General features: G+C 64.0%; 17 protein-coding genes and 1 pseudogene. 9 read left to right on the plus strand and 9 right to left on the minus strand.

Annotation, left to right across the window (positions count from 1 at the left end):
* From EOA27_RS03445 to cysS, 6 genes are all read right to left on the minus strand, one after another.
* On the minus strand, nt 1-392 hold a 392-nt coding region (locus EOA27_RS03445), incomplete at its 3' end, for an alpha/beta fold hydrolase (RefSeq protein ID WP_127255464.1).
* A complete protein-coding gene (locus EOA27_RS03450) occupies nt 389-865 on the minus strand; it encodes a GFA family protein (RefSeq protein WP_108702816.1) in 477 nt (158 codons plus the stop codon). The genes EOA27_RS03445 and EOA27_RS03450, both read right to left, overlap by 4 nt.
* Complete coding sequence (locus EOA27_RS03455; protein ID WP_126078290.1) at nt 862-1,353, minus strand: GFA family protein; 492 nt, start codon at nt 1,351-1,353, stop codon at nt 862-864. The genes EOA27_RS03450 and EOA27_RS03455 overlap by 4 nt, the downstream gene beginning before the upstream one ends.
* Before the next feature lie 33 nt (nt 1,354-1,386).
* On the minus strand, nt 1,387-1,773 hold the full coding sequence (locus tag EOA27_RS03460) for a VOC family protein (RefSeq protein WP_126078291.1): 387 nt from the start codon (nt 1,771-1,773) through the stop codon (nt 1,387-1,389).
* The gene (locus EOA27_RS03465) at nt 1,770-2,114 is read right to left on the minus strand and encodes an endonuclease domain-containing protein (RefSeq protein ID WP_245467156.1); all 345 of its coding nucleotides are present in this window, start codon (nt 2,112-2,114) and stop codon (nt 1,770-1,772) included. Before EOA27_RS03465 ends, EOA27_RS03460 begins: the two co-directional genes overlap by 4 nt.
* A 250-nt stretch (nt 2,115-2,364) precedes the next feature.
* Nucleotides 2,365-3,816: a cysteine--tRNA ligase gene (cysS, locus tag EOA27_RS03475; RefSeq protein WP_126078293.1), complete on the minus strand. Its 1,452-nt coding sequence runs from the start codon at nt 3,814-3,816 to the stop codon at nt 2,365-2,367.
* A gap of 392 nt (nt 3,817-4,208) precedes the next feature.
* Between cysS and EOA27_RS03480 the strand changes: the two genes are divergently transcribed.
* Entirely contained in the window at nt 4,209-4,364 is a 156-nt protein-coding gene (locus tag EOA27_RS03480; protein ID WP_108702811.1) for a hypothetical protein, read from the plus strand.
* Between the two features lie 169 nt (nt 4,365-4,533).
* Here the strand turns inward: EOA27_RS03480 and EOA27_RS03485 are convergent.
* Nucleotides 4,534-5,295 (minus strand): annotated as a pseudogene (locus EOA27_RS03485) (SOS response-associated peptidase).
* Nucleotides 5,296-5,413: 118 nt separating this feature from the next.
* On the opposite strand from EOA27_RS03485, the gene EOA27_RS03490 reads away from it, so the two are divergent.
* From EOA27_RS03490 to EOA27_RS03510, 4 genes are all read left to right on the plus strand, one after another.
* Entirely contained in the window at nt 5,414-5,830 is a 417-nt protein-coding gene (locus EOA27_RS03490; protein ID WP_126078294.1) for an NUDIX hydrolase, read from the plus strand.
* A 322-nt stretch (nt 5,831-6,152) separates the two neighbouring features.
* A complete protein-coding gene (locus EOA27_RS03500; protein ID WP_126083460.1) occupies nt 6,153-6,530 on the plus strand; it encodes a TIGR02301 family protein in 378 nt (125 codons plus the stop codon).
* 354 nt (nt 6,531-6,884) lie between these two features.
* Complete coding sequence (locus tag EOA27_RS03505; RefSeq protein WP_040984202.1) at nt 6,885-7,142, plus strand: hypothetical protein; 258 nt, start codon at nt 6,885-6,887, stop codon at nt 7,140-7,142.
* A 222-nt stretch (nt 7,143-7,364) separates the two neighbouring features.
* A complete protein-coding gene (locus EOA27_RS03510; protein ID WP_189343191.1) occupies nt 7,365-8,156 on the plus strand; it encodes a hypothetical protein in 792 nt (263 codons plus the stop codon).
* A 5-nt stretch (nt 8,157-8,161) separates the two neighbouring features.
* Here EOA27_RS03510 and EOA27_RS03515 read toward each other — a convergent pair whose 3' ends face one another.
* Nucleotides 8,162-9,493 (minus strand): dihydroorotase, encoded by a 1,332-nt coding sequence (locus tag EOA27_RS03515; protein ID WP_126078296.1) that lies wholly within the window; start codon nt 9,491-9,493, stop codon nt 8,162-8,164.
* An 83-nt stretch (nt 9,494-9,576) separates the two neighbouring features.
* Here EOA27_RS03515 and EOA27_RS03520 point away from each other — a divergent pair, with 83 nt between their 5' ends.
* From EOA27_RS03520 to EOA27_RS03530, 3 genes are all read left to right on the plus strand, one after another.
* Nucleotides 9,577-10,440, plus strand: a complete 864-nt coding sequence (locus EOA27_RS03520) for a folate-binding protein YgfZ (protein WP_127255466.1) — start codon at nt 9,577-9,579, stop codon at nt 10,438-10,440.
* A complete protein-coding gene (locus EOA27_RS03525; RefSeq protein ID WP_126078298.1) occupies nt 10,440-11,078 on the plus strand; it encodes an HD family hydrolase in 639 nt (212 codons plus the stop codon). The genes EOA27_RS03520 and EOA27_RS03525 overlap by 1 nt, the downstream gene beginning before the upstream one ends.
* A 65-nt stretch (nt 11,079-11,143) precedes the next feature.
* Nucleotides 11,144-13,285, plus strand: a complete 2,142-nt coding sequence (locus EOA27_RS03530; protein ID WP_127255468.1) for an EAL domain-containing protein — start codon at nt 11,144-11,146, stop codon at nt 13,283-13,285.
* 34 nt (nt 13,286-13,319) lie between these two features.
* On the opposite strand, the gene EOA27_RS03535 is transcribed toward EOA27_RS03530, so the two are convergent.
* The gene (locus EOA27_RS03535; protein WP_126078300.1) at nt 13,320-14,237 is read right to left on the minus strand and encodes a fatty acid desaturase family protein; all 918 of its coding nucleotides are present in this window, start codon (nt 14,235-14,237) and stop codon (nt 13,320-13,322) included.
* An 84-nt stretch (nt 14,238-14,321) separates the two neighbouring features.
* Between EOA27_RS03535 and EOA27_RS03540 the strand changes: the two genes are divergently transcribed.
* Nucleotides 14,322-14,482 (plus strand): LysR family transcriptional regulator (locus EOA27_RS03540; protein WP_127255470.1); only part of this gene is annotated, 161 nt, incomplete at its 3' end.

Consider the following 14,482-nt stretch of genomic DNA (forward strand, 5'->3'; position numbering starts at 1 on the left):
GGATGCGTCTCGGCATAGGCGAGCGCCAGCGTCGAGCCCCAGGAACCGCCGAAGACCAGCCATTTGTCGAAGCCGGCCATCTCGCGCAGGCGCTCGATGTCGGCGACGAGATGCCAGGTGGTGTTGGCTTCCAGCGAGGCGTTGGGCGTCGATTTCCCGCAGCCGCGCTGGTCGAACAGGATGACGTCGTAGAGCTTCGGGTCGAACAGGCACCGGTGCTTTGGCGAGATTGTGCCGCCCGGGCCGCCATGCAGGAACACGGCGGGCTTGGCGCCCCTGGTGCCGCAGCGCTCGCAATAGATGGTGTGGCCGTCGCCGACATCGAGCATGCCCGACTCGAACGGCTCGATCTCGGGATAGAGGCTGCGCAAGGAACCACTGTGGATCGTCATAGTTTCAAGCCCTGCTGCGGCCAGTTGGCCGTCTCGTGGTCGGGGTGCTGGAAGGAGATGATCTGCTCCTGCCGTCGGTAGAAATCGGGATCGTCGAGGATCGGCGCCTCGAAGATCTTCTCCACCCAGGGCAGCCGCACCGCGTAGTTGACCTGGATCTGCGGCGCGAGATCGGAGCGGTCGTCGAACGCGCCGATGGCGATCTCCAGCGCGCCCGGCTGGCGGTAGGTCAGCGGCGTGCCGCAGCGGGCGCAGAAGCCGCGGTCGATGTTGACCGAGGACTGGAAATAGGTCGGCTCCTCATGGGTCCATTCGACGCCGTCCTTCGGCACCGTCACGAGCGCGCCGAAGAAATTGCCGAACTGCTTTTGGCACATGCGGCAATGGCAGATGGACGGGCGTCCGAGCTTGCCGTGCACGCGAAAACGCACGGCGCCGCACTGGCAGCCGCCGGTTCGAACTTGATCGGTCATGGTCTTTCCTCCGGCGGCCATTGGTCGGTGTCGTGGTCTGGATGCTGATAGGAGACGAGCTCGGCGAGGTAAGGCGCAGAGGCGATATCGGCCATCGTGTCCTCGGACGGCAGCTTGGGGATGCCGTCGACATAGGGGAGCTTCGCCTCCGTCCCCCACTGGATGGTCGGCGCGATGCCGGTCGGGTCATCGAAGGTGGCGATCGCCAATGCGATACCGTCGGGCGCCTCGAAGGTCAGCGGCGTGCCGCATTCGGCGCAGAAGCCGCGCCAGGCGGCGTTGGACGAACGGAAGCGTTTCGGCTCGCCGCGCGTCCAGTCGAGCGTGGCGCCGCGCACCGACACCAGCGGCAGGTAGAAATTGCCGCTCGCCTTCTGGCACATGCGGCAATGGCAGACCGAGGCGTCGCCCAACGCGCCTTCGACGCGGAAGCGCACGGCGCCGCACTGGCAGCCGCCGGTGTAGATCGGCCTGTTGTCGAGGCTCATCGCTCACTCCGTTTCATGGGCTGCCTTAGGGGCTCATTCCGGGTCATGACAGACCGCCTCGACATTGTTGCCGTCGGGATCGAAGACGAAGGCGCCGTAGTAGTTCGGATGATAGTGCGGACGCAGGCCCGGCGCGCCATTGTCCCTGCCGCCGGCGGCAAGCGCTGCCGCATGGAAGGCGTCGACCTCAGCGCGGCTGCGCGCGGTGAAGGCGATGTGCTGGTGATCCTTCGGCTTCTCCTTGCCGGCACTCACCCAGAACACCGGCCGGTCGCGGCCATAACCGCCGACCTTGGCGCCGCCGGTGTATTCCTCCGGCACCATGTAGAGCAGCGAAGCCCCCAACGGCGCCATCGCCTTGTCGTAGAAAGCCTTCGACGCGTCGAAATCGAAAACGGTGATGCCGAGATGATCGATCACAGGACGAGCTCCTCCCTTGGTGGCGCGGCGGCCAGCCCGGCCACGATGACGATGTGCTGGCAGACATTGTCGATAACGCGGATCACGTCGTCGTTCCAGAAGCGCAGGATGGTCCAGCCTAGAGCTTCAAGCTTCGCGGTTCGCGCGACGTCGGACGCCGAAACTTCGGCAAGAGCGTGCTGAGAGCCATCAATCTCGACGATCAGCTTCTTGCTGGGGCAGGCAAAATCGACGATGTAGCCAGCTATGGGCATCTGACGCCTGAACGCCATTCCCATCAGCCTATCAGCACGGACCTCATTCCAAAGCTTCAACTCGGCATCGGTCATCGCCTTGCGCATCTTGCGCGCATTGCCGCGATTGGCGGGAGATACCCGATGATGAGTCATTGCGAGGCCCCCCTCTCTGCCCTGCCGGGCATCTCCGCCTCAAGGGGGGAGATCAGCAGCTTCGCCGACGGCGCCCAATCTTCAACGTTGACGGTTGGCGAAAGCCCAGGCGACATCCAATCTCCCCCCTTGAGGGGGAGATGTCCGGCAGGACAGAGAGGGGGGCCTCGCTCCAACCTCTCCCGTATGGAGGCATCCACCTTCACCGCTTGATCTCCCACGTCGTCACACGCGCGCCGGTGACAGGATCCTTGCCGTCCTTCAACTGCACGCCCTGAGCCAAAAGCTCGTGGCGGATGCGATCAGCCTCGGCCCAGTTCTTGGCAGCGATAAACTCCAGACGATCCGCGATGGCCTTGGCGACCGCCGTCTCGTCCACCTTGGCCGCGCCGACGTCGAAGCCGAGGAAGGCCAGTGCCGCTTTCAACGAAGCGGCGGCGGCATTGCCACCATCGCCGCCAGCCTCGACCGCCTCGCCGGCAAGCTGCGTCAGCCGCTGGAAGGCGGTGTAGGTGGCAAGGTCATCCGAGAGCGCTTCCACCACTTCGGCCGGCAGGTCCTTCGCGGCCGCGGGCGCAAGATCGGCCGCGCGCTTCCATTTGCGCAGCGTGTTTTCCGCCTCCTCCAGCTTGCGCACGGAGAAGTCGATCGGCTCGCGATAGTGCGTCATCAGCATCGCCAGCCTGAGCACCTCGCCCGGCCAGGTGCGGCCGCCGAAGGTCTCGGTCTCCAGCAATTCGTGGATCGAGTAGAAATTGCCGAGGCTCTTCGACATCTTTTGGCCTTCGACCTGCAGGAAGCCGTTGTGCATCCACACGTTGGCCATGACCTTGGTGCCGTGGGCGCAGCGCGACTGGGCGATCTCGTTTTCGTGGTGCGGGAAGATCAGGTCCAGCCCGCCGCCATGGATGTCGAAGACCTCGCCGAGATAGGCGGCCGACATGGCCGAGCACTCGATGTGCCAGCCGGGCCGGCCCCTGCCCCACGGGCTTTCCCAGCCGGGCTCTTCCGGGCTCGACAATTTCCACAGCACGAAATCGCCGGGATTCTTCTTGTGCGCGTCGACGGCGATGCGCGCGCCGGCCTGCTGCTCGTCGAGATTGCGCTTGGAGAGCTCGCCATAATCCGGCATCGAGGCGGTGTCGAACAGCACCTCGCCGCCGGCGACATAGGCATGGCCGCGCTCGATCAGCTGGCGGATCAGCGACAGCATGTCGGCCTTGCCGTCGGCGCGGGGTGCGACGAACTCCGTCGCCCGCGGCTCGTAGGTCGGCTGCAGGCAGCCAAGCGCGGCGACATCCTTGTGGTACTGGTCGGCGGTCTTTTCGGTGACCTTGCGGATCGCATCGTTGAGCGACAACTTCCCGGCCGCGATCTCGCCGCCGAAGTCTCGCAGCGCCCTGGCGTTTATCTTGTCGTCGACATCCGTGATGTTGCGCACATACGTGACGTGCTTTTCGCCGTAGAGTTGGCGCAACAGGCGGAAAAGCACATCGAAGACGATCGCCGGCCTGGCATTGCCGATATGGGCAAAGTCGTAAACGGTCGGGCCGCAGACATACATGCGCACGTTTTGCGGGTCGATCGGAACGAACGGTTCCTTCGTCCGCGTCAGCGTGTTGTAGAGGCTGAGGCCCTTCGATGGTTCAGACATACGTGCCCTTCCGATCCCTTAGACTTGGATGGAGCCTTGCCTGCGCCACGGCGCAAAACAGGCTCCAGCCTGCTGGCCGGGGCGTTTTTTCCGATCTGGGGAAAGATGAGGCGAAAACGTCCGGACCAGCGCGAGGCTAGCCAATAATGCAAATGCCACAAATGGCGAAAGACGTTTTCATGGCCGGCTTTATCGCGCCGGCGGGTGTTGCCGTCAAGTCGCTCGGCTTAGGAAAGATGTCGTTGGATCACAGGTAAAGACCTGGCGAAACATTTTATTAAACATGTCGGCACAGTGATGAAACATTCGCCGGCTAGACCGCCCGGTGTCACGATTTGGACGGAATCAGCCGCCAAACGCTGAACACGAAACCGTTACCAGGGAAGAGAATCATGGCTCGCAGCAAGCAGGAACAGATCCGACAAACGCAGCCCGCGCTGGCCAACCACTACCGCGCGATCGGCCCGGCGGCCATCGTCGCCGCCCTCCTCCACACCGCGAAGAAGAAGAAGCCCGCGCAGAAGATCGTCTCGCCGCGCGCCGCCTGAAACGGCGCGACCGGCACGGTCTCCGACGATGGAGACGGCGGTGACGAGGGCGCCACGAGCGCCCTGGGGATGAAGGCCCCAAAGCAGCCTTTCGGGCAGGCAGCCTTCTGTTGGATGGTTTGACGCAATTCCGAACGGAAAACCGTTCCACACTTTTCCTGGAATTGCTCTAAAACAAGCTCATCTGGTTTTCGTCCGCGCCAGGCTTCTGGCGCCTGGGCTTTTCAACTTGCGGCGAAACGATGCCGCGCTCCTGGATCTCCGGCCCGGTGTTGGCGACCTTGTTGACCAGGTCGGAAACCGGTATCGCCTCGAAGAAATCGGGCTCGGCGGGCTTCAGCAGATCGAGCACGTGGCGCGGCTCCTGCGTGCGGCAGTCGAGCCAGCGGGCGAAGTCGCGCTCCTCGATCATCACCGGCATGCGATCGTGGATATGGGCGATACCGGCACTGGCCTCAGTCGTGATGATCGCGCCGGTGTCCATCTCGGAACCACCGGGCTCGGAGTAAGTCTCGATCAGGCCGGCGAAGGCGACCACGCCGCCGCGGCGCGGGCGGATCCAGTAGGGCTGCCCCTTGGCCGAACCCGATTGCTGCCATTCGTAGAAGCCCGATGCCGGCACAAGAGCGCGGCGGTGGCGCATGGCGGTCTTGAACGATGCTTTTTGCAACACGCCCTCGGAACGGGCGTTGATGAGCAGCGGAAACGCCTTGGTGTCCTCGACCCAAGCGGGAATCAGGCCCCAGCGCACCAGCATCGCCTGGCGGTCCGGCAGGTTGGACCCGGGTTCCCGCGGCGGGCCGGCAAGCGCCATCAGCACCGGCTGTGTCGGCGCGATGTTCTAGCGGGCCGGAAATCCCTCCAGTTCGGCCAGGCCGAGGAAGGCGGCGGTCTGGTCCGGCGTGGCGGTCAGGGCAAAGCGTCCGCACATGGATCTGGGCTTTTCGAGTGACGTGCCATCAAAAGTGGCGATGGAACCGCCACGCCGCAACGGCTAAAGCTGGATTCGCCCAATCGGTCCACAAAAGCCTGCAGAAGGATCGGCACGCATGGAAAAGCGCAAGATCATACCGGCCGTTTCGGTCGCGGTCGTGCGCGACGGCACCGTGCTTCTGGTCAAGCGTGGGCGGGCGCCATCGCAAGGGCTCTATGCCTATCCAGGCGGCAAGGTCGAACCGGGCGAAACGCTGGCGGAGGCTGCCGCACGGGAGTTGCGGGAAGAGACCGGACTTGAAGCCATCGACTACCGCCCGCTGCGCGACATCCATATCGACGGCAGCGGTGAAAACCACGCGGTCGACTATCTGCTGACGGTGTTCGGCGCCGCCTATGCCGACGGCGAACCAGTGGCCAGCGACGATGCCGAGACCGCGGCATTCTACACGCTGGCGCAAATGGCTGACATGCCGCTTGCCGATGCAGTGCTTGAGGTTGCGGTAGCGTTGCTTAACGATTCGCACAAGTAGCTTCGAGAATGCAACGCCATGACTTCAGACGTTTGCGCTGCCCCTCACCTGCCTGCCGGCATCCTCTCCCCGTATAGTGACGGGGAGAGGGACGCTGTCGCCAGCGATTTCGCCAACCGCCAACTGGCAGGGAATGCGCCAGCGCTGCACCATGCCCTTTCTTCCCGTCACTATACGGGGAGAAATGCCCGGCAGGGCAATGAGGGGCGGCGCCAACCTGGACAAGTTGAATTCCAACGGGCAAAGCGCTTTCATCCGATGGCCAATGCCAACAGCCTCACAGTCGCCTTGTGGACAACGAACTGTTCGATCACATAAGTCTATGACCCGCGCTTCCCCTCTTCTCGCCGCGTGCCTCGCTGTCGGCATCGCCGCTTCGCCGGTTCCGGCGCGCGCCGCCGAGGCGCCGTTCGAGCCGGGGCTGATGCGGCTGGCGGAAGTGCTGGGATCGCTGCATTTTCTGCGCAACCTGTGCGGTGAAAAGGGCGACCAGTGGCGGGTCGAAATGGAAAAGCTGCTCGAATCGGAAAATCCGGACCCTGACCGGCGCGCGCGCTTCATCGCCTCCTTCAACCGCGGCTACCGCTCCTTCAGCGGCACCTATACACGATGCACGCCTTCGGCGACCGAGGCCATCGCCCGCTACATGAAGGAAGGCGAGACGCTGTCGCGCGACATCGCTTCGCGCTACGGGAACTGAGGCGGCTCGGGCCGCCAATACGTTTTGCCCAGATTTCTTGCGACAATTGGCGCCAATGTGATGTGCCTTATTGTCTCCTGTCCCGCTCTGGTGCAATCATCTGTTGCGGTTTCGCAACAGTATTAATGAAACGTTAGCGCGCGATTGCGGAATTAACTCAAACTGAAGGTTTTGATGCCGCAAGCCGGCCTAATCGGCTAAGCTCGGCATCGATTGAGCGCAGTCTCGCCGACAATGTGAATTTCGACCCTAAAAATGTCGTATTTACAATGACTTACTTGAGACTGCGGACGAACTGACAGCCCAAGCCGGATCCACTGTTGGATCGCCGCTTGCAGTAAGGTGGACATCGCAATGGAACATGGTGTCAGCGACATCGACGCATTGGTCAGGGAAGAAAAACGCCTGACCGCCGTTGAGAGCCACAGCGAGGCATGGGCGGAAGGCCTGTCGGCCGGCATCGAGCCGGAAATCATCGCCGAGGCGGCGTTGGAGACGGCTTTCGGCGAGATGTTGCGCGCCAATGGCGAGACCTCGGCGCTGGCGCTGCTCGACCGCATGCGGGAAAAGGTGATCGCCGGCGCCTTCGAGCCTGAACGGCTGAAGCACTGAGCGTTTCACGGAAACGGCGAACCACTCTATCTCTTTGTTTTTACGCAATTCCGGACGGAAAACCGCTCACACTTTTCCTGGAATTGCTCTAGTCATCTGTTTTGACAGCGACTTTTCGACAGTGACTTTTGACGAGTGCACGCCGTTTGGGCATCATGCCCATGCGCTTGACCATTCAAGGCGCCGCCCGGATCAGGCCGGGGAACAATGGAGAGGCAAGCGGTGAGATTTTCGATGTCAGGCCGGCCGCGCGGGCTGACGCTCAACATCCTGATCGCCGCTTCCTGCCTCGCGCTGCCTTTGTGCCTCGCCAGCACGCCTTCCTACGCACTGAGTGAGATCCAGCGCGAGGACCTGCCTTCCCCGGTGGCCCCGCCAGCCGACAGCGACAGCGCCGCGCCTGGCGCGACCGTGCCGATGCCGGAAGCGCCCGGCTCCAAGCCTTCGGACAGCGGCCAGCCGGCAGACGACACCGACAAGTCGGAGCCGGAAACGCCGCCCGCCAATGGCGGCATCACCAGCCCGCGCGCCGATCCGGACGCGCCGCCGCCGGCGGTCGTCTACGACCTCAACACGCTTCCTGAACCGGTCAAGCGCATGCATGGGCTGATCATCGAGGCCTGCCGTACCGGCGACATCGAGAAGCTGCGGCCGCTGATCGGCAAGGGCGATTCCATGACGCAATTGTCGCTGGGCGATATCGACGGCGACCCGATCACCTTTCTCAAGGGCCTCTCGGGCGACGGCGACGGCCAGGAGATCCTCGCCATCCTTGAAGAGGTGCTTTCGGCCGGCTATGTCCATGTCGACACCGGCACGCCGCAGGAACTCTATGTCTGGCCGTATTTCTTCGCGCTGCCGCTCGACAAGCTCGATGCCAGGCAACGCGTCGAATTGTTCAAGCTGGTCACGGCTAGCGATTATGACGACATGAAGCAGTTCGGCGCCTATATCTTCTACCGCGTCGGCATCACGCCGACAGGGCAGTGGCTGTTCTTTGTGGCCGGGGATTGAACCCCTTAGACCGGCAGCGCCTCGGAAAATTCCACCGCCCTGCCCTGGCCGGGTGTCGCGATCTCACCTTCCCACATGACGCGATTGCCGCGCAGGATGGTGCCGACCGGCCAGCCGGTGACCTCCCTGCCGTCATAGGGTGTCCAGCCGGCTTTGGAGCCGGCCTGGGCGTTGGTGATGGTCTCGCGCCGCTTCATATCGACGATGGTGAAATCGGCATCGTAGCCGGCGGCGATGCGGCCCTTCCTGGCCATGCCGAAGATGCGCTGCGGGCCGTGGCTGGAAAGGTCGACGAAGCGCTGCAGCGTGAGCCGGCCGGCGTTCACATGGTCCAACATGATCGGCACCAGCGTCTGCACGCCGGTCATACCGGACGGCGAGGCCGGATAGGCCTTTGCCTTCTCGGCCAGCGTATGCGGCGCATGGTCTGATCCCAGTACATCGACGATGCCTTGATGAATGCCGTGCCAGACGCCGTCGCGGTGGCGAGCCGCGCGCACCGGCGGGTTCATCTGGATCAGCGTGCCAAGCCTGGCATAGTCGTCCGCCGTCAGCGTCAGATGATGCGGCGTCGCTTCGCAGGTCGCGACATCCTTGTGCTGCTCGAGGAAGACGATTTCTTCCGCGGTCGAGATGTGCAGCACATGGATGCGCGCGCGCGTCTGCCTGGCGATGCGCACCAGGCGCTCGGTGCAGCGCAGCGCCGCGATCTCGTCGCGCCAGACGGGATGCGACGACGGATCGCCCTCGACGCGCTCGCCGAGCCGCTCGCGCAGACGGAATTCGTCTTCCGAATGGAAGGCGGAGCGGCGGCGGGTGTTGCGCAGGATCGAGGCGACGCCTTCATCGTCCTCGACCAGAAGGTCGCCGGTGGACGAGCCCATGAACACTTTGATGCCGGCCGCTCCCGGCAACCGTTCCAGTTCGCCGACATCGCGAGCATTGTCGCGCGTGCCGCCGACCCAGAAGGCGAAATCGCAATGCATGCGGCCGGTTGCGCGGCGTACTTTGTCGGCCAGCGCCGCCTCGCTGGTGGTCAAAGGATTGGTGTTGGGCATTTCGAAGACGGCGGTGACGCCGCCCAGCACTGCCGCGCGAGAACCCGTCTCCAGATCTTCCTTGTGCTCCAGCCCCGGCTCGCGGAAATGCACCTGACTGTCGACGACGCCCGGCAGGATGTGCAGGCCGGTGCAGTCGATGGTCTCGCCGGCCGAGGCCTGGCCGAGATCGCCGATCCGCGCGATGCGTCCGCCCTTCACGCCGATGTCGCGGCGACCCTCGCCGTCATGATTGACCACGGTGCCGCCTGTCAGGATGAGGTCGAAGGTGGTTGCCATGGCCAGGTCCAATCTCTTGCGGGGGGAGTGTGGCCGGCTTACGTAATGGCCGAACGTTTTGCAAGATCAGGCCGACTTCCCTCATGCCCTTTACCCAGCTCAACGACCGCGCGCTCATTACCGTGTCAGGCCCCGATGCCGAGCATTTCCTGCAGAACATCCTCACCACCGATCTCGATACCCTGAAGCCCGGCGAGGCCAAGCCCGGCGCGCTGCTTTCGCCGCAGGGCAAAATCCTGTTCGATTTCCTGATCTCGCGCGCCGGCGACAACGGTTTTCGGCTCGAATGCCGGGCCGACACCGCCGACGATTTCGTGCGCCGGCTGGTGCTTTATCGGCTAAGGGCAAAGGCCGAGATTGCCAAGCAGGATCAGGTGGTTGTCACGGTCGCGTGGGGCGATGATTCAACCGCCTCATCTTCCGATTCAACGGCGCTTGCCGACACGCGTTTTCGCGACGTGGCGGTGAGGCGCACTTATGGCGGCGGGGCAAAGGACGGTGGCGATCCTGATGGCTGGAAAGCCGTCCGCATCGCCAACGGCATCGCCGAAAGTGGCGCCGACTACCAGCTTGGCGACGCCTTCCCGCATGACGTGCTGCTCGACGAAACCGGCGGCGTCGGCTTCAAGAAGGGCTGCTATATCGGCCAGGAAGTGGTCTCGCGCATGCAGCATCGCGGCACCGCACGGCGCCGGGTTCTGATCGCATCGGCTGACGGCCCCCTGCCCGCTTCGGGAACCGAGCTTACCGTCGCCGGCCGGCCGGTGGGCGCGCTCGGCTCGGTTGGCGGCAGGACCGGACTTGCCATTGCCCGCATCGACCGGGTCAAGGCGGCGCTCGATGCCGGCGAGGCGATCCTGGCGGGCGAGGTTCCGGTGACGCTCGCGATTCCCGCCTGGGCGAAGTTCAGCTTCCCTGAAGGCGCGGCCAGCGCGGAGGAGGCCTGATGGCGGCCGACCGGGCCGGCGCGCCGCCGCGCGCCTGGCAACGCATGCTTTCGGGACGGCGGCTCGACCTTCTCGACCCCTCGCCGCTCGACATCGAGATCGCCGACATCGCCCATGGGCTCGCCCGCGTCGCCCGCTGGAACGGCCAGACCAGCGGCGACCATGCCTTCTCCGTCGCACAGCACTCGCTGCTGGTCGAGGCGCTCTATGGCGAGTTGGCACCGCGGGCCACGGCGGAGGCGCGGCTCGCCGCGCTGCTGCACGATGCGCCGGAATATGTCATCGGCGACATGATCTCGCCGTTCAAATCGGTGATGGGCGGCTCCTATAAGGATTGCGAGCTGCGCCTGCAGCGCGCGATCCATCTGCGTTTCTCGCTGCCGGCGGAGCTCGCCGCCTCCTTGCGCAAGGACATCAAGCGCGCCGACCAGATCGCCGCCTATTTCGAGGCAACGCTGCTGGCCGGCTTTTCGACGGCGGAAGCGACCGAGTATTTCGGCCGCCCGCGCGGCTTCTCCGCCGACCGCTTCGACCTCACGCCCAAATCCGTCACTTGGGCGCAAACGGCTTTCCTCAAGCGTTTCAAGACACTGGATGCCATGCGCCAGTCTTCGTTCGTCGCCAATTCGGCCATTTGAAAGAACGCTAAATTAACCGGCTACCAGGACAGTATAGCGTTCGGTCACGGTCCGAAGGCGTGCTCATGCCTGGCGTTCATGTCAAGACGGCTTCCACCGCCGGCAAGCGAAGAACGCCCGCTATCGGTCCGGCACGGCGGATTGCGAACGAATTACGGGCCCAGAACGAGCGTTTCGCGGCCGCCGTCGAGAACATGTCGCATGGGCTATGCATGTTCGACGCCGATGAGCGGATGATCATCTGCAACCGCAATTACATCGATCTCTTCCGCCTCGACGCCAAGGTGGTGAAGCCTGGCATCCGATACTTCGACATTCTGCAGCACAGCGTCGATGTCGGCGTCGCCTCGCAAAGCGCCGAAGAACTCCATGCTATCCGGAAGCCCTATATCGACGGCGCCAAGCCTTCGACCTACGAGGAAGTCCTGTCCGACGGGCGCATCATCGTCATTTCCCATCGGCCCATCGCCGTCGGCGGCTGGGTTTCGATCTATGAGGACGTGACCGAGCGGCGGCGAGCCGAGGCGGAGCTGAAGGAGCAGCACCGCCGGTTCGACGCTGCTTTGGCCAACATGTCGCAGGGCCTGTTGATGTACAGCGCCGAGGGCCGCCTGATCGTCCGCAACCAGCGCTTCCTGGATCTTTGCAACGCGAAGGCTGCCGATTTCACGCTCGGCATGACGCACCGTCAGATGCTGGAGAAACTCGTGGCTCTCGGCATCTTCGTGCCTGTTGAAGTCGACATAGAGGTGGAAAAGGCGAAGGCGGCCCTGGACGCGGGCCAGCCGCGCTCGAGCTATCGCGAACTGGTCGACGGCCGAACGCTCTTCGTCCTGCGGCGGCCGCTCGCCGGCGGCGGCTGGGTGGCGACCTTCGAGGACGTGACCGAGCGGCGCCGCGTCGAGGAGCGCATGACGCATCTTGCGCATCACGACACGCTGACAAACCTGCCCAACCGCTCGATGTTTCGCGAGAAGCTGGACCAGGCGCTTGGCGAGGCCAAGGCCAAGCCGCTGGCGATCCTCTCGCTCGACCTCGACCGCTTCAAGGCCGTCAACGACACGTTCGGCCACCCGGCCGGGGACTGGCTGCTGAAATGCGTCGCCAAGCGGCTGCAGCATGCCGTGCGCGGCAGCAAGGACGTGGTCGCCCGCTTCGGCGGCGACGAGTTCGCCATCATCCAGTCCGGCATCAAGAGCGCCGCCGACGCCGAAAAGCTTGCCAAGCGCATCGTCGAGATCGTCGGCAAGCCCTATCGCGACAAGGGACGCGAAATGCATGTGGGCGTGAGCCTGGGCATCGCGCTCCATCCCGGTGACGGGCACGATGCCGACACGCTGCTCACCAATGCCGACATGGCGCTCTACCAGGGCAAGAGCGAAGGTCGCAACGTCTATCGCTTCTTCGAGCCGGGCATGGATGCCCTGATGCGGGAGCGCCGCGCGCTTGAGGCGGATCTTGAAGCAGCCGTTTCCAAGCGCGAGTTCGAGCTCGATTTCCAGCCGATCCTCAACATCGGCTCCGGCGAAATTGTCGGCGCGGAAGCCCTGATGCGCTGGCGCTCGCCATCGCGCGGCCTGGTGTCGCCGGAAAACTTCATCGCCGCCGCCGAGGAGACCGGACTGATCGTGCAGCTCGGCGATTGGGCGCTTCGCAAGGCTTGCAGCGTGGCCGCCCATTGGCCGCCGGAGATGCGCATGGCCGTCAACGTCTCGGCCGCACAGATCAAGAGCGGCGGCTTCGCCCGCAGCGTGATCTCGGCGCTCGCCTTTTCGGGCCTGCCGGCCAACCGCCTGGAACTCGAAATCACCGAAACAGTGATGATGGACGAAAGCGACGCGGTGCTGAGGACGCTCAGCCAATTGCGCGGTCTCGGCGTGCGCATCGCGCTCGACGATTTTGGCACCGGCTATTCCTCGCTCGGCTACCTCCGGCGCTTTCCAGTCGACAAGATCAAGATCGACCGCTCCTTCATCCGCGACCTCGACAGGCGCGACACGGCGGCGATCGTGCGCACCGTGATCGGTCTCGGCGCCGAGCTCGGCGTCATCGTCACCGCCGAAGGCGTCGAGACCGAAGCGCAGCTCGACATGCTGCGCAAGGCCGGCTGCGGCGAGGCGCAAGGCTATCTCATCGGCGTGCCGGCCAAAGCGGCCGACATGAGCCGGCTGCTGCGTTCGCCGGCGCTGCTGCGCCAGTCAGTCTGATATATATGCGCTGTCTCACTGACGCGTCGGTCGCTTAGCGCAGCGTCTCGTTGTACTTCTCGTGGAAGCTCACATAGCCGGGCTCGACCACTTTGAGATGGCGCTCGATCAGCCGGTGGAATTCCGGCAGCTGGTGGAACGGGACGCCGGGATAGGCGTGGTGCTCGGCATGGTAAGGCATGTTCCAGGCGAGCTTGCGCACGAAACAGTTGGTCAGCGTCGTGCGGGTGTTTTCCAGCATGTTGGCGACGAAGGGACAGCGGCCGTGCTCGGCGAGCAAATAGAGCCTGAGGAACGGTTGGCCGAGCAGCGCGGGCACGATCCAGACAGTGAGCAGCACCGACGCCTTGAACCACACCGCGAGCGCCAGCAGAACGAGATAGAAGGCGATCATCGCCCGCGCCTCGGCCTTCACCTTCGGCAGCCCCTTCGGCGGCACGTAGCTGTCCCGGCAGCGCCCCATCGCATTGGTGTAGAGCGTCTTGAAGTGGCCCCACCACACGGGCAGCCCTGAGACGTGGACGATGTATTGCCGCATCGTCTCGGGCTTCGGGAAGGCCAGCTCCGGATCGTTTTCCGGATCCTGAGTGAAGCGGTGATGGGCGAAATGGAAGTAGCGGAACCAGTCCGCCGGCAGCGCGATCGCCAGGCTGCAGAAGCGCGCGACCACATCGTTCAGCCATTGCGTTTCGAATGCCGTCCGGTGCACGGTTTCATGCAGCAGGGTGAACAGGAAGATGATCAGGATGCCCTGGGGCAGCATCAGGACCGGCCAGAACGGCACCTTGGCCGCGATCAGCGCGCCAAGGACGGTGATCGCCCCGAGATGGAGCGCGAACTGGACAAGGCCCGGCCCATCCGATTTGCCGGTCAGCCGCCCGCGCTCCTCATTCGTCAGCGAGGCGATCACCTGGCGATGGTCGACGGTTTCGTGATGATCGATTGCGTTCATGAGTCACGATACTCTAGAAAGAAACCTTTCGAAAAACGAGGATTTCTGCGAAATAGATAAGATCACCTTATCTTTCGGATTGCCATGGTCGCCCTTCCCTCCTTGCGTGGACTTCAGGCCTTCGAAGCGGCGGCGCGCACAGGCAGCTTTGCCGCCGCGGCGGAGGAACTGTCGATCTCGGCAGCGGCCGTTAGCCAGCTCATCCGCACCGTCGAGGAGCAGATGGGACGACAACTGTTCCACCG

Source organism: Mesorhizobium sp. M2A.F.Ca.ET.037.01.1.1 (assembly GCF_003998075.1).
Lineage (GTDB): Bacteria > Pseudomonadota > Alphaproteobacteria > Rhizobiales > Rhizobiaceae > Mesorhizobium.